A 20,765-nucleotide genomic window follows, 5' to 3' on the forward strand; every position below is an offset into this window, starting at 1 on the left:
AGGAGCGGCCGGTCACCGGGTCGGTCGGCGCCGACTCCCGCCCGTGCCGGTCGACGGCGGTGACGGTGTACACGTGCGACGACCCGAAGGGCACGTTCATCGTCGCCGACGTGGTGCTGGTGCGGGCGACCACCTCTCCGCCCTCGTACACCCGGAAGGAGTGGACCCGTGGCCCGGTCGGCGGTTGCTGCCAGGTCAGGCTGATCGCGACGCCGTTGGTGCTGGCCCACAGCGCGGTCGGGGTCGTCGGGCCGGCCGGTCCGCCGTACCGCGCGGCGGCGGGGGAAGCGCCGAGCAGGATGACGGCGACGAGCGCGACGCTGGTCAGCGCGGCGGCACCGCCGCGCCAGCGGGATGAGGTACGCACGGCTGTCCCTCCAACGACACCGACCAGTTATCGACTTCAATCGATAGCCATTATCGAACTGGCGCATCGACGCCATGTCAAGCGCGGTGGACCGGACCTGATCGCCGACAAGCGTTTGCGGGTGGCGGGTGGCGATTCAACCGCAGCGATAGTCATCGGCCCCTGACCAGCAAACTGCTGTTCAGGGGCCTACCCTGAGCCGCCTGACGGAATCGAACCGTCGACCTACGCATTACGAGTGCGTCGCTCTGCCGACTGAGCTAAGGCGGCAACGATCAACCAGTGTACGGCACCGGGCGGAGATCACGCCGGCCGGCCGGCGTACCGACAGGGGCGGCCGAGGGGCCGGTCACGGGTGACAGGCGTCGATGACCGACAGTAGGCTCCGGACGTGTGACGGACGAACCGAGCACGCCAGCCCCAGCCGCCGACCCGGCCGGCCCCGACTCAGCCGGCCCCGGGCCGGTCGATCCGGCCCCACCCGCCGCCGAGCATCACCGGCCCCGGTCGCTGGACCCGAGGGAGCTCGGCTTCACCCCTCGGCCCCCGGTGCCCTGGCTGGCCCCGATGCTGCTGCTCAGCACCGGGCTGCGCACCCTGCTGGCGATGCTGTTCGGCGCGTACCTCGACAAGCGGGAACTGCAGGGCGCGCTCCCCGACGACGTGCACCGCCACAACGCCGTCGACGGGGAGCTGTGGATCGACTACGTGGCCGACCTGGGTGACGGCTTCCCGGCCACCTACTCGCTGGCGTACCTGCTGGCGCAGCCGGAGCTGGACGTCGACGGCGCCGGCCGGCTGCGCCGCGGCGATCTGCTGGTGATGGGTGGCGACCAGGTGTACCCGGCGGCCAGCGGTGAGGCGTACGAGGACCGGAGCAAGGGGCCGTACCAGGCGGCCTTTCCGAGGCCGCCGGCCGGGCAGCCGCGCCCCACGCTGTACGCCATCCCCGGCAACCACGACTGGTACGACGGGCTCACCGCGTTCCTGCGGCTGTTCGCCCGCCGGCGCGACGCCACCATCGGCGGCTGGCGCACCGAGCAGAAACGGTCGTACTTCGCCACCCGGCTGCCGAACGGCTGGTGGCTGTTCGCCATCGACGAGCAGTTCGGCGCGTACCTGGACGACCCGCAGTTGATCTACTTCGAGAAGGCGGCCAAACAGCTCAAGCCGGGCGACCGGGTGATCCTGGCCGTGCCGGAACCGACCTGGGTCAAGGCGGTCGGCGACCCGCAGGCCTACGACGCGGTCGACTACTTCCTGCGTACGGTGATCGAACCGACCGGTGCCCGGGTGCCGCTGATGATCTCCGGCGACCAGCACCACTACGCCCGCTACGCCGACCCGGACCGGCAGCTGATCACCTGCGGGGGTGGCGGCGCCTATCTGTCGGCGACACACAAGCTGCCCGAGCGGATCACCGTACCGCCGGTCGACACCATCGCCCGCAACGCGAGCCCGCAACGCCACTACGAGTTGGCTGGCCGCTACCCGGAAGCGGCCCGGTCCCGCCGCTACAGATGGGGGATCTTCCACCGGCTGCCGCGCCGCAACCCAGGCTTCGCCACCCTGCTCGGCACCCTGCAGACGCTGCTGATGCTGGCCGTCGCCGGGGTCATCGTCTCCTGGGCCGACCCCGACAACCAGCGGCTGTTCAGCATCCCGCTGGTCGCGATGGTGGTGCTCACCCTCGCCGCGTCGGTGGTCTTCGCCAAGCCGCCGAGCGCCAGCGGGGCCCGACATTCCCGGCACTGGCTACTCGGGCTCGGCCACGGTGTCGCGCACATCGCGCTGGCCTGGGTCGGTGCGCTGATCTGGCTGGAGCTGCCGTTCGTCGACTGGCCATGGCCGTTGCCGGTGGTCGCCGCCGCAGTCGTCTACGGTCCGGTCGCCGGGCTGGTCGCCAGCCAGCTGACCGCCGGCTACCTGGTGCTGGCCGGCGCGTTCGACGTCAACCTCAACGAGCTGTTCGCCGGGCAGGGCATCGAGGACTCGAAGTGCTTCATCCGGATGCGGATCGCCGCCGACGGGTCGCTGACCCTCTACCCTGTGGCCGTCGACCGGGTGTGCCAGCGCTGGCGGGCCGACCCGCAGGCCCCCGTACACGCCCCGTGGATCGTGCCGGAGCAGCCACTCTCCACCCGACTCGCAGAGGAGCCGATCACCATCCGCTGAGCCGCGAAATCCGGTGACCCGCGAAGTCAGCCGTACGCCTGGTCGTGGGCCCGGCGCGGACCGCAGACATCGGCCAGGGCGCAGCGTTTCACCGCCCCGTCGGAAATCTGCCGTACGGTGACCGACTCGCTCGGCGGATGCCGCGACACCACCTTGGCCGGCCCGTCCGGGGTCTCGACCCGCTGACCCGACGTGGGATAGCTGCCGCTGTCCGCGTACAGCGGATGTTCGTACTTGAGGCAGCACATCAGCCGGCCGCAGGCCCCGGAGATCCGCAGTGGGTTGAGCGGCAGGTCCTGGTCCTTGGCCATCCGGATGGTCACCGGCTCGAAGTCGGTGAGGAAGGTGGCGCAGCACAGGTCCCGGCCGCAGGAGCCGATCCCGCCCTGCACCCGGGCCGAGTCCCGGGCCGACAGCTGCCGCAGCTCCACCCGGCAGTGCAGGGTCGCCCCGAGGTCACGCACCAGCGACCGGAAGTCGACCCGGTGCGGCGCGGTGAAGTAGATGGTGGCCCGGGCGCTGCTCAGCGACCCCGGCTCCAGCACGTGGTCGACGGCGACCACCTTCATCGGCAGGCCATGCTCGCGGATCAGCCGCTTCGCCGCGACCTTCGCCTCCGCCTTGCGTTTGCGTTGCACCTCGTCACGGTGCAGGTCCTGCTCGGTGGCCAGCCCGGCCAGCCGGGGAAAGCCGTCGGTGGGATCGTCGACCCACTGCGGGGCCCAGACGCACTCGGCGACCTCGGTGCCGTCGTCGGTGGGCACCAGCACCTTGTCGCCGACCGCCGGCCGCAGATCACCGGGGTCGAGGTAGAAGAGGCGCCCGTACCGGTTGAAGCTGACCGCGCAGAGCATCCCCATGGCCCTACCCTACGTCGACCTCCCGGCATCGAGAAGGCAGCCGGCGGCAGCCGATCCGCCGGACGGGGTCAGCTGAACGGGTGAATGTGCCGGGCGACCCGCAACCTGGCCGGGTCGGCCGCGTTCCCTTCGGTATCCAGAGCCTGCGGGGGGTGCAGGGAAAGGCCACGGCATCGCAGCCGGAGCAACAGGCAAAAAGCCGTGCTCCTGAGCGCGGCGCCGTTGCCTTTTCCAGGTCGGTAGCGCAGCCGGGTCAGTAGCGCAGCCGGATCGTCCCGTCGGATCCGGCACCGGGGCTGGCGACGTCGACCGGTTGGTACCCGCCAGCCGGAGCCAGCCGGGGCCGCCAGCGGTCCAGCAGCTCCTCGCCCCGCTCGGTGATCTCCAGGATGGTGGTCAGCACCGCCGCCGCGATCGTGGCGGCGGCCCCGACGGCGCCCGGCCCCGACGGCCCGAACTGCGGGAACGCGGACCATCCGGGTTCGGCGTCGACGGCGGTCCGTACGGCGACCGCCTCGGCCGAGCCCAGTGCCTCGGCCAGCACGGCGGCCAGGCCGGCCCGGCTCAGCGCCGCCCAGTCGGCGACCGCCTCGGCGTACCCGGCGGTGGCCGCCAACCGCCCGGCCAGGCTGTCCGGGTCGGTTCCGCCACCGCCGCCGGTCAGCCGGGTGGCGAGGGTACGGCGTGCCGCGTCGTACGCCTGTGCCGCCGGGCCGGACCAGTCGAGCCGGCCGGACAGCACGTCGACCGCTTCGGCGTACCCGTCCAGTTGCGGGCGGATCGCGGCGCCGGCGGCGGCCAGCGGCTCCGGGCGCACCACGACGAACGCGGCCACCGCGTCGCCGGGCAACGCCCGCACCTGGCGCAGCAGCGGCCAGATCGGATGCCCCGGCGGCGCGCCGTTGCCGACGAGCAGCGTGTCCACCCGGGCCAGCAGCTCCCGGGCAGGCCCGGCGACCCGGTCCAACACGTCCATCAGCTGCCCTCCGTCGACTGCCGGCGGCGGGCTGTCACGTCGACGTCGCGGTACGCGCCGACCACGGATCGCAATCCGGCTGCGGTGTCGGCGAGTCGCCGGCCAGCCTCGTCCGCTTCGGCCGCCCGCTGCGCCAAGGTGTCCCGCCACTGCCGGCCCAGCGCTGCGGTGAGCGCGCCCAACCGGCCGGCCGCCGCCTGCGGCCCACTGTCGGCGTCGCCGCCCAGCCCACGGTCCGCGTCGTCGCGCAGCACGGTCAGCTGGCGCGCGGTGCCGGCCAGTTGGTCGGCGCAGCGGGCCAGCTCGGCGGCGATCAGCTGCGCGGTGGCGTCCATGTCAGACCTCCCGCAGCGACGGGTGGGCGCCGAACGTCTCGGCCCACAGTTTCTCGCGCGCCCAGCGGGCGGCGTCGGCTGCCGCCGCCACCGTGGTGCGCACCGCGCCGGCCAGTTCGGTGTTGCTCCGGGTGTGCAGTGGACCGAGGATCCGCACGTCGGTCACGGTGCCGGCGGCGTTCACCACGATCTCGACCGACCCGTCCGGTGAGCGCACCGTCACCTCGACGGTGTGCACCGCCTTGTCGAACTCGACCTGTCGGGCCTCGATCTGGCGGTACCGCTCGACCGCGTCCTCGATCCACGCCTCGTCGATCTGCCGTACCACGGGATCCTCACCATCGTCGGCAAGCGGGAACAGACCGGTCTGCACCCTACGTACGGATGGGGCTGCACTACGGCACCGAACCGTACCGGCAGCGACCTAACCGCGCCAGAGGCTGAGCATCATCGCTTCGACGGCGATCCGTGGCTTGACGTTGCCGGTGATCGCTTCTCGGCAGCTCAGCACCGCTTCCAGCCGGCGCAGCGCCGACTCCGCTGTCCACTTTTCGGCAGCCGCGCCGGTGAGCCCAGCGATGTCGGTGTGCACCGGGGCCACCGGGGCCCGCAGCACGGAAACCAGGACGTCCCGATAGAAGCCGGCCAGATCGACCAGCGCCCGGTCCAACGCGTCCCGCTGCGCCCGGGTGGCCCGGGACTTCTGCCGCCGTTCCAGCTCCTTGATCTGCCCGGCGGTCCCCCGGGCCGCGCTGGCGGCACCGCGCCCGGTACCGCCGGCGCCCAGCGCGGTCTGCAGCGCCGTACGCTCCGCCGCGTCGATCTCGGCGACCGCCGCCTCGGCCTCCGCCTCGGCGGCGGCGATCAATGACGACGCGGCGTCGAAGCAGGCCCCGACCGTGGTCAGCAGGCGCGGCACCGCCAGGACGGCGTCCCGGCGCTCCCGTGCCTGCTGGTCCTGGGCCAGCCGGCGGGCCCGCCCGACGTGCCCCTGCGCGGCCGCTGCCGCCCAGATGGCGGTCTCCGCCGGTACGCCGTCCCGCTCGGCCAGCACCTGGGCGACCGCCTCGGCCGGCGGCTGCCGCAGGCTGACCACCCGGCAGCGGGACCGGATCGTCACCGAGATGTCATCCGGATGGGTGGACGGCGTGCAGAGCAGGAACACCGTCCTGGGCGGCGGTTCCTCGATCGCCTTGAGCAGCGCGTTGCCGGCCGCCTCGGTGAGCCGGTCGGCGTCCTCGATCACCAGCACCTGCCAGCGTCCGGCCGACGGGGCGCTGGCCGCCCGCAGCACCAGCGCGCGCATCTCGCCGACGCTGATCGACAGGCCGTCCGGCACGACGAACCGGACGTCGGCGTGCGTGCCGGCCCTGGTGGTGTGGCAGCCGGCGCACCGGCCGCAGCCCTGTCCGTGCAGGCACTGCAGTGCGGCGGCCAGCGCGCGGGCGGCCACCGACCGCCCGGAGCCGGGTGGCCCGGTGAAGATCCAGGCGTGGGTCATCGCCCCGGCCGACGGCGGCGGGTCGCCGTCACCGGCGGCGAGCAGTTCGCCGGCCGCCGTAGCGGCCCGGCGCAGGGTCTGCACCGCCTCGTCCTGGCCGACCAGGTCGGCGAAGACGTCGGCGGGCCCGGTCGCGGTCGCCATGTCCGTCGCGGTCGTCATGTCGGTCGCCCTGCTTCGGCGTCGGCTTTCGGCTCGGCGTCGGCTTTCGGCTCGGCGTCGGCTTTCGGCTCGGCGTCGGCTTTCGGGTCGGCGGCGTCGACGGGTGCCGCCGGGTCGGCCCGGCCGGTCAACACCTCGACCCGGTCGAGCACCGCGCCGCGTACCTCGTCGACGCCCCGGGTGGCGTCCAGCACCAGGTAGCGTTTCGGGTCGGCGGCGGCCAGGTCCAGGAACGCGTACCGGACCCGCTCGTGGAACGCCAGCGACTCGCTCTCCAGCCGATCGGCGCCGGCCCCGCGCCGCTGCGCCCGGTCCAGGCCGGCCCGGGGCTCGATGTCCAGCAGGACCACCAGGTCGGGTTTGAGGCCACCGGTGGCCCAGGAGGAGAGCCAGGAGACCTCGTCGACCGGCAGGGTCCGCCCGGCACCCTGGTACGCCAGCGACGAGTCGACGTAGCGGTCGCTGATCACCACCGCGCCCCGGGCCAGCGCCGGCCGGACCACCGTCGCCACGTGGTGGGCCCGGTCGGCGGCGTACAGCAGGGCCTCCGCGCGGGGCGACGGCGCGTCCGGCCCGCCGTCGAGCACCAGCCCGCGGATCTTCTCGCCGAGGCCGCTGGCCCCCGGTTCGCGGGTCACCACCACTTCCCGGCCGCGCTCGCGCAGCGCCTGTGCCAGCGCCGTCACCTGGGTCGACTTGCCGGCTCCCTCGCCGCCCTCGAAGACGACGAAGACCCCGTTGGCGGGGAACGGTTCCGCCGACGTCAACGGCCGTCCCCGGATCGATCCCCACAGGTCGGCCAGGACCGGAACGCCCGGTTTGTCATCCATCTGGCGGAAGGCGCTGAGCCCGGCGAAGATGCCGAACACCCCGGCGAGCAACAGCAGCAACCGGGTCGAGGAGAACGACACGCCCAGGTTGGCGATCTGCAGCTGGCGGGAGCCGCCCACGCCGACCAGTACGCTGCTGACCGAGATGGCCAGCATCAGCACCACCCGGGTGCCAGTCTGCACCACGGCGAAGACCCGGCCCCGGACATCATCGGCGATCTCCCCGCCGAGCAGGGTGATCCCGGCCAGGAAGGCCATCCCAGCCGCCGCGCCGACCAGCACCGCGCCAAGGATGGCCATGGACAGGTGGATGGACAGGGCAAGGATCAGCACCGAGCCGCTGGCCAGCACGATGCTCAGCCCGAACCAGCGCCGCCGGGACAGGTCACGCACCACCGTCGGGCCCAGCCCGATCCCGGCGCCCAGACCGACGAAGAGTGCCGCGAAGAGCAGGTAGAACGCGGCGTCACCGGCGCTCAGCGAGGCGGTGAAGAACTTCGCGGTGCCGATCACGATGCCACCGCCGGCGAACGCGCCGAAGATGCCCAACACCAGGCCGCGGACCAGCGGGGTCTGGCCGATGAACCGCCATCCCTCGGCGAACTGCCGGATCAGGCTCTGATCGGCGTGCCCGGCGGCGACGGCCCGCCCGCTGATCTCCTTGATGCCGTAGAAGACCACGATCGCGGTGGCCAGCCGGGAGGCGGCGTTGAAGAACAGCGCCAGCTGCGCCGGTTCCGCCCAGGATGGCAGATCGGTCACCGTCGCCGCCCGGACGGCGGCGTCGAGGACGGCCAGGCTGATCGCGGCGAGCACCGGGGTGAGCCCGTACGTGGCGATCAGGGTGAGCTGGTTGGCGATCTCCAGCCGGGCCTTGGGGATCAGATTGGGGACCGCCGCCTCCTTCGCCGGGATCCAGATCAACGTGATCGTTTCGATCAGGAAGATCGCGATCGCCGCCCAGGCGACCGTGAGCGCGCCGCTCGCGCCGAACATCGGCAGCAGCGGGATGGAGGCGAACAGCACGAACCGAAGCAGGTCGCAGATGACCATCGTGTAGCGGCGGTCGAACCGGTCGGCGAGCACCCCGGCGACCGGGCCGAGGACCAACGCCGGCAGCAGCCGTACGGCGATGACACCGCCGAACGCCGCGCCCTGCGCCGCCCCGCCGGAAACCTGCCCGGCCGCGAAGATCGAGGTGGCGAGCAGGCCCAGCCAGTCGCTGAACGAGGCGACCCCGAGCACGATCCACAGCCGCCGGAACGGACGGATGCGCAGCACCGAACGCAGCGCTGGCAGACCGGACAGATCGACCGGGGCGGCAGTCTGGTCGGCCGGTGGCGTGTCGGACGCACCATCGCGCTGCTGGCTGCTGGCGTTGTCGTCGATGACCGTTCCTCCCCGTCGGCCCGGCGGCGGGGCCCCGGTGACACTCTAATCCCGGCGCTCACCCCGGTCGGTCACGGTCGCGGGCACCGTCGCGGGCACGGCCACCGGCACCGTCGCGGTCGCGGCCGGTCGCGGCGGGGTCGACGTGGCGGTGCAGGTATTCGCGGATCAGTGCCTTCGCTTCGCGCAGTACGCTGTCGTCGCCCTCTGCGGTGCGCCGGAACGCCAGTTTGATCAGCGCGTCGGCGGCCTCCACCGCGATCTGCAGCGCGAACCGCAGCCGGGGTTCGTCCGGGATGCCGAACCGACCCACCAGGACCTTGGACAACTCACTGGCGATCACCGCGTTGTTGTCCCGGCTCTCGTCCAGCAGCCGTACGTCGACCACGTCGCCGAAGTGCAGGGTGCGGAATCCGGGCACCGTACGGTGCATGCAGATGTACTCGTCGATGCCGGCGGCGACGCCGTCCCACCAGTGGTCGAACTCTCCGCCGGTGAACCGTTCGTTGAGCCGCTGCACGTACGCGTCGATGTTGCGCAACGTCAGCGCCTGCACGATCGCCCGCTTGTCCGGGAAGAACTGATAGACGGAGCCGATGGCCACCTCGGCTCGTTCGGCGAGCAGGGTCGTCGTCAGACCCTCGTAGCCAACCTCGTCCACGATCTCGGCGCACGCGTCGAGCATGCGCTGGACCCGGGCGAGACTGCGCCCCTGGACCGGCACCCGCCGCAGCGGGCCACTGGTGACGGCTGGTGTCGACACTCGTCCCACTCCTTCCGAGAAAGATCCCCCGCGCGTCGGAACCACCGTCGGCAGCAGTGAGATCAAAAACGTTACTCGGATTAACGAGCGAAACGGATATCGGTGTTCACCTGTCCCACATCATCCTGACCATGAAGATCATTTACGAAGATCATTCATGGCAATCTGGCCGGCGGCGGGCCACTACCGGCCAGGAGTGCAGTCAGGAGTCGTCGGACTGGTCGGCGGCCCGGCTGGCGGCGGCTTTCTTCGGCGCTGCTTTCTTGGCCGCGGTCTTCTTCGCACCGGTCGCCTTGGCGGTGGTCGCCTTGGCCGCGGTCTTCTTCGCGCCAGCGGTCTTGGCGGCGGTCTTCTTCGCCGGCGCTTTCTTCGCCGCCTTCTTGCGCGGTGCCGGACCCTTCGCCCGCTTCTCGGCCAACATCTCCGACGCCTGCTCGATCGTCAACGACTCGGGCGTCTGGCCGCGCCGCAGCGAGGCGTTGCTCTCGCCATCGGTGACGTACGGGCCGAACCGGCCATCCTTGATCACCAGCGGGCGCTCGGTGAGCGGATCCGCGCCCATCTCCCGCAACGGTGGCGCGGCGGCCCGCCGCTGCCGGGTCTTCGGCGCGGCGAGCAACGCCAGCGCCTCGTCCAGCGAGACGGTGAACAACTGCTCCTCGGACTCCAGGGATCGGAACTCGTCGCCCTTCTTGACGTACGGGCCGTACCGACCTGCGGCGGCGAGCACCTCGACGCCGTCCGGTGCCACCCCGACCACCCGGGGCAGCGACAGCAGCCGCAACGCCTCGGCGATGCTCAGCGTCTCCGGTGACTGGGACCGCAGCAACGAGGAGCGGCGCTCACCACTGGCGACGTACGGGCCGAACCGGCCGGACTTGAGCACGATCGGTTCGCCGGTCTCCGGATGTTCGCCGAGCTTGCGCTCGCCACCACCGCCGAGGAACAGCTCGTTGATCTTCTCCGGGGTCAACTCGTCCGGCGCGATCCCCTCCGGCAGCGAGACGCGGTCCCCACCGGCTCCGGCTGCCGCGCCCTCCGCCTCGTCACCGCCGCCCGCCGCCGGCTCGGCACCGCCGGCCGCGCCCGCCGTGGGTGCGGCCGCTGAGCCACCACCGTTCGACCCGGCCGCCGCGTGGCCGGCACCCTCCGTTTCCGGCAGAAACCGCTGCAGGTACGGGCCGTAGCGGCCGACCCGGACGACGACCTCACGGCCCTCGTCGTCGACGCCGAGCGGGATCGAGTTGACGCTACGGGCGTCGATCTCGGCGAGCTTCTCGGTGACCAGCCGCTTCAGACCGCCGGACCGGGCGACCAACTCGTCCCCGGCGGTGTCGCTACCGAAGTAGAACGAGGTGAGGAAGTCCACCGCCTGATGATCGCCGGACGCGATCTCGTCCAGCTCGTTCTCCATGCTGGCGGTGAAGTTGTAGTCGACCAGTCGTGGATAGTGCCGCTCCAGCAGCCCGATCACCGCGAAGGCCAGGAACGACGGGATGAGCGCCTGGCCGCGCTTGGCCACGTACCCCCGGTCCTGGATCGTCTGCATGATCGACGCGTAGGTGGACGGGCGCCCGATGCCCAACTCCTCCAACGCCTTGACCAGGGAAGCCTCCGTGTAGCGAGCCGGCGGCTGGGTGCTGTGCCCGACCGCTGCCAACTCCTGCGCGGTCAGCGGCTGGTCCCTGGTCAGGTTCGGCAGCCGGCGCTCGGCGTCCTCCGCCTCGGCCGACTCGTCGTCGGAGGACTCGACGTAGGCGCGCAGAAAGCCCGGGTCGGTGATCGTCTTGCCGGTCGCACCGAAATCGCACTCCTCGCCGGCGGTGGAGACGGCCCGGATCCGCACCGAAATGCTGGAACCCACCGCGTCGGTCATCTGGGAGGCGATGGTCCGCCGCCAGATCAGCTCGTAGAGCTTGAACTCCTCGGCGGACAGCTCGTTGGCCAGCTCCCCGGGGGTACGGAAGTGGTCACCAGCGGGGCGGATGGCCTCGTGCGCCTCCTGGGCGTTCTTGACCTTGCCGGTGTAACGGCGGGGCTCCGGTGGGACGAAACGGTCGCCGTACAGCTCGGCGACCTGGCTGCGGGCGGCGGCGATCGCGGTCTCCGACAGGTTGACCGAGTCGGTCCGCATGTAGGTGATGTAGCCGTTCTCGTACAGCCGCTGCGCGGTGCGCATCGTCTGCTGCGACGAGAACCGCAGCTTGCGGGCCGCTTCCTGCTGCAGCGTGGAGGTGATGAACGGGGCGTACGGCCGACGGCGGTACGGCTTCTCCTCGACCCGGGTGACGGTGAACGGCCGACCGTCGAGCCGGGCCGCCAGGCCCCGCGCCCCGTCGCCGTCCAGGTGCACCACCGACGCCTCCGGGCGGACCCGTCCGGTGGTCGGCTCGAAGTCCTTGCCGGTGGCGATCCGGTCGCCGCCGAGCGCGATCAGGTTGGCGGTGAACGAGCGGGGTCCGTCGGCGTCGGCCGCCGGCTGGCCGGTCACTGCCAGGGTAGCCTGGATGTCCCAGTACTCGGCGGTACGGAACGCCATCCGCTGCCGCTCGCGCTCCACCACGATCCGGGTGGCCACCGACTGCACCCGGCCGGCGGACAGCCGGGGCATCACCTTCTTCCACAGCACCGGCGAGACCTCGTAGCCGTACAGCCGGTCCAGGATCCGCCGCGCCTCCTGGGCGTCGACCAGGTTGCGGTCGATTTCCCGCGGGTTGGCCACCGCGGCCCGGATGGCGGCCCGGGTGATCTCGTGGAAAACCATCCGGCGCACCGGCACCTTGGGCTTGAGGGTCTCCACCAGGTGCCAGGCGATCGCTTCGCCCTCGCGGTCCTCGTCCGTGGCGAGCAGGACCTCGTCGACCTCCTTGGCCAGCTTGGTCAGCTTGGCGATCTGCTGCTTACGGTCGGCCGAGACGACGTACAGTGCGGCGAAGCCGTTGTCGACGTCGACGCCGAGCCGGGCCCACGGCTCCTTCTTGTAGCGGGCCGGCACGTCGGCGGCGTTGCGCGGCAGGTCCCGGACATGCCCGAGGCTCGCCTCGACGACGTACCCCGGGCCCAGGTAGCCCGAGATCGTCTTGGCCTTCGCCGGCGATTCGACGATGACCAGACGGCTGGTTGAGGTGTTGCTCGGCACGTCTCTCCTGACCTCGACCCACTCGGACCGCCCGGCGACAGGCGGCGGCCCAGATCGACCGGCGCCCGCCACGACAAGCGGGCGGGCGACGGTCACGATGTCCAACGTAACGCGAACCCGGGGCCGGTGGAGCACACGCACCCAAGCCTTCGGCCCGATTTGCGTCGGTCGTCCGGTTGGTTCACCGCAGCCGGTCAGCAGCCCACCCGATGCCGACCCAGCTCGTTCCTACCGCACCAACGGCGACACGGTACACCCACCGACCGGCGTGACGTGGCGCACCGCACCGCAGCAGCCGGTGGCGTCGGTCGATGTCCCGGCTGTTCTGTCAGCGATCGGACAGCGATCGGACCGGGTCGGACAGCAGCCGGACCCCGGGTCGGACCTGGTCGAACGGGGTCTCGGGGTCACGCCCAGCCGTCCTCGGGGGCAGCGGCGGGCCGGTCACCGAGCAGCTCGGCCAGTCTGGTCAGCCGGCGTCGGCCCACGATCCGGTACGCCGGACCGCCGGACCGGGCATCGAGCAGCACCGCCGGCAGCCCGATCGCGGCGAGCGCGGCACCCACCTGGGGCCAGTTGTCCGCGTCCGACTCTTCCAGCCGCAACCGGTAGCCGAGCGGATCCCTGGCGCCGGCCGCCGCCGCCCACAGCCGCAGCCGCTGACCGGCCAGGTGGAAACCGGTCGGCGGCCGCTTGACCAGCCGGTCGTCCTCGCTACGCACCGGACCGGCCGCCGGCGGGTCGACCTCTGGTTGGTCCGATGTCGGCGGATGCAGCCAGGCCGCGCCGAGCCGGGCCAGCACCGCCGTGTACGCCGTCCGCACCGTCAGCCGGCCGTCCGGCAGCTGACGCCAACTCGGCGCCAGTCCGCGCCGACGGAACTCGGCCACCAGCACGTGCACCCGCCAGGCCGGCTCGACGTCCACCGACACCCGTACCGTGCCGCCCATTCGGCTGATCCGACCCGGACCGGCGAGCAGACCCGCCAGGTCACCCGGCGTCGGATCCGCCGCCGCCACGCCGAACAGCGACAACTGCCGGGCCGTCGGGGCACCGGCGAAAGGATCGGTCGGCGGCGTCAGCGACACTCCGGGACCTCGTCGAAGGCCCGATTGAGCTCCGCGGAATCCAGTGAGCTGGTGTCCAGCGCACTGCGCTGGTAGTCGTCGGTGAGGGTGGCGAGCACCGCCTCGACCCCGTCGTAGAAGCTGTCCGCCGGTCCGGTGGCGTCCAGCCCGGCGATGCCCTCCTCGGCCTTGCCGTACGCGTCGCGCACCGCCCCGAGCGAGTCGGCGAACCCGGTGGCCACCTGCTCACCCTGGTCCGCGTCGGGTACCCCGGCCTCCACCACCCGGACCCGGGCGGTCTCAGTCGCGGCGGCCGCGCCGGACAGCAGTCGGACCAGGTTCTCCTGCGCCTGCGCCGGGGTCGTCTGCGCGGTCATCTGCTGCTGGGTGCTGCTGGTCAGATTGCTGATCTCGGCCCGCCACGGGCGCAGCGCGGTGCACACCTCGGCCGCCCAGACGACCGGGCTGGGCCCTCCGCCGCAGCCCGACAGCGTCAACGCCACGGCAGTGAGCACCACTGCGATCCGGGCAGTGGACACCACGCGGCGCGCTCCCATGCTGTGCAGCGTACGCACCGACGACGACAGCCGTACGGCCCGCCGCCGGTCGGCGGTACGTCGAAGCCGGTGGCTCCACCCGGTCCACAAGGATCGGGCGGAGCCACCGGTCGGTCGAACGGAGACCGGTCCAGCCGGGCGACCGGTCTATACGGAGGACGGTTCTAACGGAGGACGGTCAGACGCTCACGCGCTCCGATTCGGACCCGGTGCTGCCGCCACCGGCCGGACCGCCGCCGATCTCCTCCCCCATCGCCATCGGCTTGCGCTTGGTGAACACCACCGCGGCCACCACGACCAGGGTCGCCAGCACCGCGACGGCGATGCGCAGCGGATCGTTCTGGTCGGTGCCCACGCCCCACATGATCACCGCAGGGGCGATCAGCAGCGCCACCAGGTTCATCACCTTGAGCAGCGGGTTGATCGCCGGGCCGGCGGTGTCCTTGAACGGGTCGCCGACGGTGTCGCCGATGACCGTGGCGGCGTGCGCCTCGGAGCCCTTGCCGCCGTGCGCGCCGTCCTCCACCAGCTTCTTGGCGTTGTCCCAGGCACCGCCGGAGTTGGCCAGGAAGACCGCCATCAGCACCCCGGTGCCGATCGCGCCGGCCAGGTACGCGGCGAGCGCACCGGCGCCGAGGCCGAAACCGACCGCGATCGGTGCCAGCACCGCCAGCAGACCCGGGGTGAGCAGCTCCCGCTGGGCGTCGCGGGTGCAGATGTCGACCACCTTGCCGTACTCCGGCCGTTCGGTCCGTTCCATGATCCCGGGGTGCTCCCGGAACTGGCGGCGGACCTCCAGCACGACGGCGCCGGCCGAGCGGGACACCGCGTTGATGGCCAGCCCGGAGAAGAGGAAGACCACCGCGGCACCGATGATCAGACCGACCAGGTTGCCCGGGTTCGCGACGTTGAGCGAGTCGGCCAGGTAGCCCGGCACGTCGTCGATCCCGGCGTCGTTCAGCGCGATGCTGACCGTGTCGGTGTAGGAGCCGAACAGCGCCGTCGCGGCGAGCACGGCGGTGGCGATCGCGATGCCCTTGGTGATCGCCTTGGTGGTGTTGCCGACCGCGTCCAGCTCGGTGAGGGTACGGGCACCGGCCTCGTCGATGTCACCGGACATCTCGGCGATGCCCTGCGCGTTGTCGGAGATCGGGCCGAAGGTGTCCATCGCCACGATCACGCCGACCGTGGTGAGCAGGCCGGTACCGGCCAGCGCCACGGCGAACAGCGACAGGGTGATGGAGCCGCCACCGAGCAGGTACGCCCCGAACACTCCCGCGCCGACCAGCAGCGCAGAGTAGACCGCCGACTCCAGACCGACGCTGACGCCGGCCAGGATGACGGTGGCCGGGCCGGTCTGCGAGCTCTTGCCGATGTCCTGCACCGGGCGGCGGTGCACCTCGGTGAAGTAGCCGGTGAGCAACTGGATCGCGGCGGCCAGCACGATGCCGATGAGCACCGCGCCGATGGCCAGGCCGGCCGGGGACAGCGGCAGGTCGGCACCGTCGTCGACGCCGAGCTGCGTACGCCAGTCGTCGCCGAGCAGCTCCGTCCAGCTGCTCGGCAGGTAGAAGAAGGCGGCGACGGCGACCAGCACGGCGGCCAGCACCGCCGACGTGAAGAACGCCCGGTTGATCGCCACCATGCCGTTGCGGTCCGACGGGCGCAGTCGGGTGATCAGTACGCCGAACAGCGCGATCACCGCACCGATGGTGGAGACGATCAGCGGGAAGACCAAGCCTTCCTCGCCGAACGCGGCCCGGCCCAGGATCAGCGCGGCGACCAGGGTCACCGCGTACGACTCGAACAGGTCGGCGGCCATGCCGGCGCAGTCACCGACGTTGTCGCCCACGTTGTCGGCGATGGTGGCCGGGTTACGGGCGTCGTCCTCCGGGATGCCCTGCTCGACCTTGCCGACCAGGTCGGCGCCGACGTCGGCGGCCTTGGTGAAGATGCCGCCACCGACCCGCATGAACATGGCCAGCAGGGCCGCACCGAAGCCGAAGCCCTCCAGCACGGTCGGCGCGTCGACCCGGTAGAGGACGACCACCAGGGCCGCGCCGAACAGGCCGAGACCCACCGTGAGGAAGCCGACCACGCCGCCGGTCCGGAAGGCGATCTTCATCGCGTTCTCCCGACCACCGGCGCCGGTGCCGGCGGCCGCGGCGACCCGCAGGTTCGCCCGGGTGGCCAGCGCCATCCCGGCGCCGCCGATGAACGCGCTGAACACCGCGCCCACCACGAAGAAGACGGATCGACCGACCTTCACCATCGTCTCGCTGCCCTGTGTCTCGTGCACAGGCAGCAGGAAGAGCAGTACGACGGCGAGTACGACGAACACGCCGAGGGTTTTGAACTGGCGGAACAGGTACGCCGACGCGCCTTCCTGCACGGCGCCGGCGATCTCCTGCATGTTCGTGGTGCCCTTACCGGTCGCCAGCACCGCCCGTACCAGGGCGGCGGCGAAACCCAGCGCCACCAGCGCGATGACCGCGGCGATGACGACGTACGTCAGGTGTGTGCCGGTAAGGGACAGCCCGCCGCCTTCGGCGGCCAAGGTGGTCCCGGACATCAGTGTCCTCCTGTACCGAACGCTCGCCCCGGTCGGTGGACGAACCGGCGGGGCGACTCCACGCGGGGAGCAACGAGGTCTGCTGGCACCCACAGGTTTGTGGGGCCAGGACAGTTGGTGATAACCCGCGTACTCTAGCCGGACTCGGTAAGGCAGGTCACACCGTCCACCCACCGAGTTGTGGATCATTCCTGCAGGCGGAACGGACAGTTGTGACGACGGAGGTTGATCTTCAGCTGGCGGGCCGGACCGGCGGGGGTCTCACCGGCCGACCGGCCAGACCATCCGCACCTCGGTTCCGGCCCCTTCGTCGACCGGCCGCACCTGGAGGTCTTCCACGAAACCGGCCAGCAGGGCGAACCCGACACCGACCGTCAGGGCTTCGTCGGTCAACGACTCGTCGGCCAGTTCGTCGGGCGGCAGGGCGCTCAGGCCGAGTCCGGCTTCGATCGGGGCCCGGTCGATGACCCGTACGGTGTAGGTCTCCTCATCGGACATCTCCACCTGGACCAGGTCGGCCAGCCCGTACTGGCGGTGCAGGGCGACGGCCCGGGTGCAGGCTTCGCCGATCGCCAGCCGGACCTCGTCGAGCAGCTCCTCGGCCACTCCGGCCCGGCGGGCGACGGCGACGCCGACCAGGCGGGCGGTGCGCACGTGCACCGGTGCCGGGGAGAACGAGAGGCGGACGGTGGCCATCACGCCGTCGGCGCTGCGCCAGCTGAGCCATCCGGTTCCCCACCGGTGGCGGCCTGCACGGTCGGGAAGATCGGGAAGACCTGGTCCAGCGCGGTGATCCGGAAGATCTTCAGCAGGGACTCCTTGTCGCAGACCAGCCCAAAGGTGCCGCCGGCCGGGCGGAGCCGCTTCAGCGCGCCGACCAGCACGCCGAGCCCGGTGGAGTCGAGGAAGTCGACCCGGTGGAGATCAACGACGATCTTGTGGTTGCCGGCGTCGATCAGCTCGATCAACCGCTCCCGCAGCCGGGGAGCGGTATAGACGTCCACTTCGCCGCCGACCTCCAGCACCGTGTACTCGCCAACGGTGCGAGTCGACAGCGACAGCTCCATCGGTCCCCTCCTCGGCTGCGATGCACGCCTATGGCATCTAACCACCGCGCGGCGCGGTTGCGCCGCGCGACTCCACCCGGTCGATGATCTCCCCGCATCCCGCAGACCTACCCCGGGATGCCGACGTCGGCACTCCGGTGCGAGAGTGCAGACGTGACCTCACCCGCCACCGTAACGCCCGGACCGGGTTCGGACCCGGCGGGGTTGCTGCGTCGGTGGGGCGCGGCCGGCGAACTGCCGCGCCAGACCGGCGCCACGTCGACGCACCAGGCAGCACCCGGGCGACCGACCTCGCCGGCTCGGCCTGCCACTGGGCCGGACCCGGCTCCATACCCGGCTGCGGTCACCCATGTCGAGCGGTTGCCGGTGCGGCCCGGTGTCACCGCGCCGTGGCCCGACTGGGTACCCGCCGACCTGCGGGACGTGTTGACCGCACGCGGGGTCCGGCAGCCCTGGCGGCACCAGGCGTACGCGGCCGAGTTGGCCTACTCCGGCCGGCACGTCATCATCGCCACCGGCACCGGCTCGGGCAAGTCGCTGGCGTATCTGCTGCCGGCGTTGGCGAGTTTGCTGGCCGACCCTCGGGCCACCGTGCTGTACCTGGCGCCGACGAAGGCACTCGCCGCCGACCAGTTGCGCGCCGTCGCCGATCTGGGACTCGACGGGGTACGGCCAGCCTGCTACGACGGTGACACCCCGCAGCCGGAGCGGGCCTGGATCCGGCAGCACGCCCGTTTTGTGCTGACGAATCCTGACATGCTGCATCGAGGCATCCTGCCCCGGCACGGGGCCTGGTCGAACTTCCTCCGCCGGCTGACCTACGTCATCGTCGACGAGTGCCACAGCTACCGGGGCGTGTTCGGCTCGCACGTGGCCCACGTACTGCGTCGACTGCGCCGCCAGACCGAGCGGTACCAGCGGGTCCGGCCCACCACCGCGCCTGGCGCCCGAGGCGCCACGGCCCCCGGCACCCGACCCACCAGCGCGCCCGGCACGCCGGTGTTCATCCTGGCCTCGGCGACCTCGGGAGAACCGGCGCGGGCGGGCAGCCAGCTGACCGGGCTGCCGGTGGAGCCGGTAACCGAGGACAGCGCTCCGCGCGGGGCGGTGACCTTCGCGCTGTGGGAGCCGCCGCTGCTGCCCGGTGCCCGCGCCGACACCGACGATCTCACCCCGGTACGGCGGTCGGCACTGCGGGAAAGCGCCGACCTGCTCGCCGACGCGGTCGCCGCCGGGGTGCGCACGCTCGCGTTCGTCCGGTCCCGGCGCGGGGCGGAGGTGGTGGCCAGCAGCGCGCGCCGGGCGCTCGACGAGGTGGCTCCCGGGCTCGGCGACCGGGTGGCGGCGTACCGGGCCGGGTTCCTGGCCGAGGAGCGACGGGCGTTGGAGCGCGCGCTCACCTCCGGCGAACTGCTCGGGCTGGCCTCGACGAACGCACTCGAACTCGGGGTGGACCTGGTCGGCCTGGACGCCGTGCTGATCTGCGGGTACCCCGGCACCCGGGCGTCGCTGTGGCAGCAGGCCGGCCGAGCTGGGCGCGCCGGGCGCGAGGCGTTGGCGGTGCTGATCGCCCGGGACGACCCGCTCGACACCTACCTGGTGCACCATCCGGAGGCGGTCTTCGGCCGGCCGGTGGAGGCCACGGTGCTCGACCCGACCAATCCGTACCTGCTCGGGCCGCAACTGTGCTGCGCTGCCGCCGAGGGCGCGCTGACCTCGGCCGACATCGAACTGTTCGGTGGCGCGTCGGTCAAGCAGACGCTGGACGAACTGGTCGCCGCCGGGCTGCTGCGCCGACGCCCCACCGGCTGGTACTGGACCGCCGCCGGCCGGCCCGAGGTCGACCTGCGGGGCGAGGGCGGCACCCCGGTCGACGTCGTGGAGACCTCGACCGGTCGGCTGCTCGGCACGGTCGACCCCGGCTCGTCGCACTTCCTGATCCATCCGGGCGCGGTCTACCTGCACCAGGGCGTGTCGTACGTGGTGGACGACCTCGATCTGGACGGGGCGTGCGCGCTGGTGCACGCCGAGGAGCCGGACTGGTCCACCCACGCCCGGGAGGTCACCTCGCTGTCGGTGGCGGCGGTACGCGAGTACCGTGACGCCGGCCCGGTCGGCCTGTTCGTCGGCGACGTCGACGTGACCAGCCAGGTCGTCTCCTACCAGCGGCGCCGGATCGGGTCGGGTGAGGTGCTGGACACCCGACCGCTTGGCCTGCCGACCCGACAGTTGCGCACCGTCGCCGTGTGGTTCACCGTGTCGCCGGCCGCGCTCGCCGCCGCCGGGGTCGAGCCGGCGGACGTGCCCGGCGCACTGCATGCCGCCGAACACGCCGCGATCGGCCTGCTGCCGCTGATCGCCACCTGCGACCGGTGGGACATCGGCGGACTGTCCACCGCCGCGCACGCCGACACCGAGGCGCCGACGGTGTTCGTCTACGACGGCCACCCCGGGGGAGCCGGGTTCGCCGAACGCGCCTACCAGGCGGCCCGGACCTGGTTGGGGGCCACCCGCGATCTGATCGCCGGTTGTGGCTGCGAGACCGGCTGCCCGTCCTGCGTGCAGTCGCCGAAGTGCGGCAACGGCAACAACCCGCTGGGCAAGGCCGACGCGGTCCGGGTGCTCGACGTGGTGCTGGCCAGCCTGCCGGAAAGCGCTGACTGATCCGGCACCGGACCCTGTGCGATCTACTGGCATGAATTTCCCCTGATCTGGATAGATTAGACGTGGGAGCGCTTCCACCACGCCACCGGAGGAGAACGCCGTGGCCGACACCGTGGCCGACACCGTCGAACTGCTCTACTCGATCGACCCGCAGAACCTCACCGTCGACCAGCAGATCGCCCTGGCCCAGGCGTACGCGGCCCTGGCCCAGGCCGAACGCCTCGAACTGATCCAGCAGCGGCTTTACAACATCCACCAGGTGATTTCCCGCTGGGCCATGCACGCCACCACCGCCGACGGCCCGCCGCGCTGACCCGGGAACGGCCCGCGCGTCGGCGCCC

General features: G+C 71.9%; 17 protein-coding genes and 1 tRNA gene. 3 read left to right on the forward strand and 15 right to left on the reverse strand.

What is annotated here, in order from left to right; translation table 11 throughout:
* Together ACFHWT_RS28650 and ACFHWT_RS28655 are read right to left on the reverse strand one after the other, a co-directional pair.
* Window positions 1-367 (reverse strand): hypothetical protein (locus tag ACFHWT_RS28650; RefSeq protein WP_416597787.1); only part of this gene is annotated, 367 nt, incomplete at its 3' end.
* A 197-nt stretch (window positions 368-564) separates the two neighbouring features.
* Window positions 565-637, reverse strand: a tRNA-Thr gene (locus ACFHWT_RS28655).
* A 123-nt stretch (window positions 638-760) separates the two neighbouring features.
* Here ACFHWT_RS28655 and ACFHWT_RS28660 point away from each other — a divergent pair.
* Window positions 761-2,542: a metallophosphoesterase gene (locus ACFHWT_RS28660; protein WP_416597788.1), complete on the forward strand. Its 1,782-nt coding sequence runs from the start codon at window positions 761-763 to the stop codon at window positions 2,540-2,542.
* Window positions 2,543-2,568: 26 nt separating this feature from the next.
* Here the strand turns inward: ACFHWT_RS28660 and ACFHWT_RS28665 are convergent, their stop codons facing one another.
* The 13 genes from ACFHWT_RS28665 to ACFHWT_RS28725 form a co-directional block, all read right to left on the reverse strand.
* Window positions 2,569-3,402, reverse strand: a complete 834-nt coding sequence (locus ACFHWT_RS28665; protein ID WP_416597789.1) for a PSP1 domain-containing protein — start codon at window positions 3,400-3,402, stop codon at window positions 2,569-2,571.
* Window positions 3,403-3,655: 253 nt separating this feature from the next.
* Window positions 3,656-4,378 carry a hypothetical protein gene (locus ACFHWT_RS28670; protein ID WP_416597790.1) on the reverse strand — a complete coding sequence of 241 codons (723 nt, stop codon included), beginning with the start codon at window positions 4,376-4,378 and terminating at the stop codon, window positions 3,656-3,658.
* On the reverse strand, window positions 4,378-4,713 hold the full coding sequence (locus ACFHWT_RS28675; protein ID WP_416597791.1) for a hypothetical protein: 336 nt from the start codon (window positions 4,711-4,713) through the stop codon (window positions 4,378-4,380). The genes ACFHWT_RS28670 and ACFHWT_RS28675 overlap by 1 nt, the downstream gene beginning before the upstream one ends.
* A gap of 1 nt (window position 4,714) precedes the next feature.
* Complete coding sequence (locus tag ACFHWT_RS28680; RefSeq protein WP_416597806.1) at window positions 4,715-5,041, reverse strand: YbaB/EbfC family nucleoid-associated protein; 327 nt, start codon at window positions 5,039-5,041, stop codon at window positions 4,715-4,717.
* 96 nt (window positions 5,042-5,137) lie between these two features.
* On the reverse strand, window positions 5,138-6,376 hold the full coding sequence (locus tag ACFHWT_RS28685; protein WP_416597792.1) for a DNA polymerase III subunit delta': 1,239 nt from the start codon (window positions 6,374-6,376) through the stop codon (window positions 5,138-5,140).
* Window positions 6,373-8,451 (reverse strand): dTMP kinase, encoded by a 2,079-nt coding sequence (gene tmk, locus ACFHWT_RS28690; protein WP_416597807.1) that lies wholly within the window; start codon window positions 8,449-8,451, stop codon window positions 6,373-6,375. The genes ACFHWT_RS28685 and tmk overlap by 4 nt, the downstream gene beginning before the upstream one ends.
* 202 nt (window positions 8,452-8,653) lie before the next feature.
* Entirely contained in the window at window positions 8,654-9,358 is a 705-nt protein-coding gene (locus tag ACFHWT_RS28695) for a TetR family transcriptional regulator (RefSeq protein WP_416597793.1), read from the reverse strand.
* Between the two features lie 202 nt (window positions 9,359-9,560).
* Complete coding sequence (gene topA / locus ACFHWT_RS28700; RefSeq protein ID WP_416597794.1) at window positions 9,561-12,497, reverse strand: type I DNA topoisomerase; 2,937 nt, start codon at window positions 12,495-12,497, stop codon at window positions 9,561-9,563.
* Between the two features lie 407 nt (window positions 12,498-12,904).
* Window positions 12,905-13,585, reverse strand: a complete 681-nt coding sequence (locus ACFHWT_RS28705) for a hypothetical protein (protein WP_416597795.1) — start codon at window positions 13,583-13,585, stop codon at window positions 12,905-12,907.
* Window positions 13,576-14,121, reverse strand: a complete 546-nt coding sequence (locus tag ACFHWT_RS28710) for a hypothetical protein (protein WP_123604329.1) — start codon at window positions 14,119-14,121, stop codon at window positions 13,576-13,578. The genes ACFHWT_RS28705 and ACFHWT_RS28710 overlap by 10 nt, the downstream gene beginning before the upstream one ends.
* Window positions 14,122-14,299: 178 nt before the next feature.
* Window positions 14,300-16,693: a sodium-translocating pyrophosphatase gene (locus tag ACFHWT_RS28715; protein WP_416597796.1), complete on the reverse strand. Its 2,394-nt coding sequence runs from the start codon at window positions 16,691-16,693 to the stop codon at window positions 14,300-14,302.
* Between the two features lie 261 nt (window positions 16,694-16,954).
* Window positions 16,955-17,392 carry an ATP-binding protein gene (locus ACFHWT_RS28720; RefSeq protein ID WP_416597797.1) on the reverse strand — a complete coding sequence of 146 codons (438 nt, stop codon included), beginning with the start codon at window positions 17,390-17,392 and terminating at the stop codon, window positions 16,955-16,957.
* Window positions 17,389-17,760, reverse strand: coding sequence for an STAS domain-containing protein (locus ACFHWT_RS28725; RefSeq protein WP_123604332.1), 372 nt, complete (start codon window positions 17,758-17,760; stop codon window positions 17,389-17,391). The genes ACFHWT_RS28720 and ACFHWT_RS28725 overlap by 4 nt, the downstream gene beginning before the upstream one ends.
* Window positions 17,761-17,994: 234 nt before the next feature.
* Between ACFHWT_RS28725 and ACFHWT_RS28730 the strand changes: the two genes are divergently transcribed.
* Window positions 17,995-20,424 carry a DEAD/DEAH box helicase gene (locus tag ACFHWT_RS28730; RefSeq protein WP_416597808.1) on the forward strand — a complete coding sequence of 810 codons (2,430 nt, stop codon included), beginning with the start codon at window positions 17,995-17,997 and terminating at the stop codon, window positions 20,422-20,424.
* 100 nt (window positions 20,425-20,524) lie between these two features.
* Window positions 20,525-20,737: a hypothetical protein gene (locus tag ACFHWT_RS28735; RefSeq protein WP_278173348.1), complete on the forward strand. Its 213-nt coding sequence runs from the start codon at window positions 20,525-20,527 to the stop codon at window positions 20,735-20,737.
* The last annotated feature ends 28 nt before the right edge of the window (window positions 20,738-20,765 follow it).

The sequence above is a fragment of the Micromonospora sp. LOL_021 genome (assembly GCF_048060215.1).
Lineage (GTDB): Bacteria > Actinomycetota > Actinomycetes > Mycobacteriales > Micromonosporaceae > Micromonospora_E.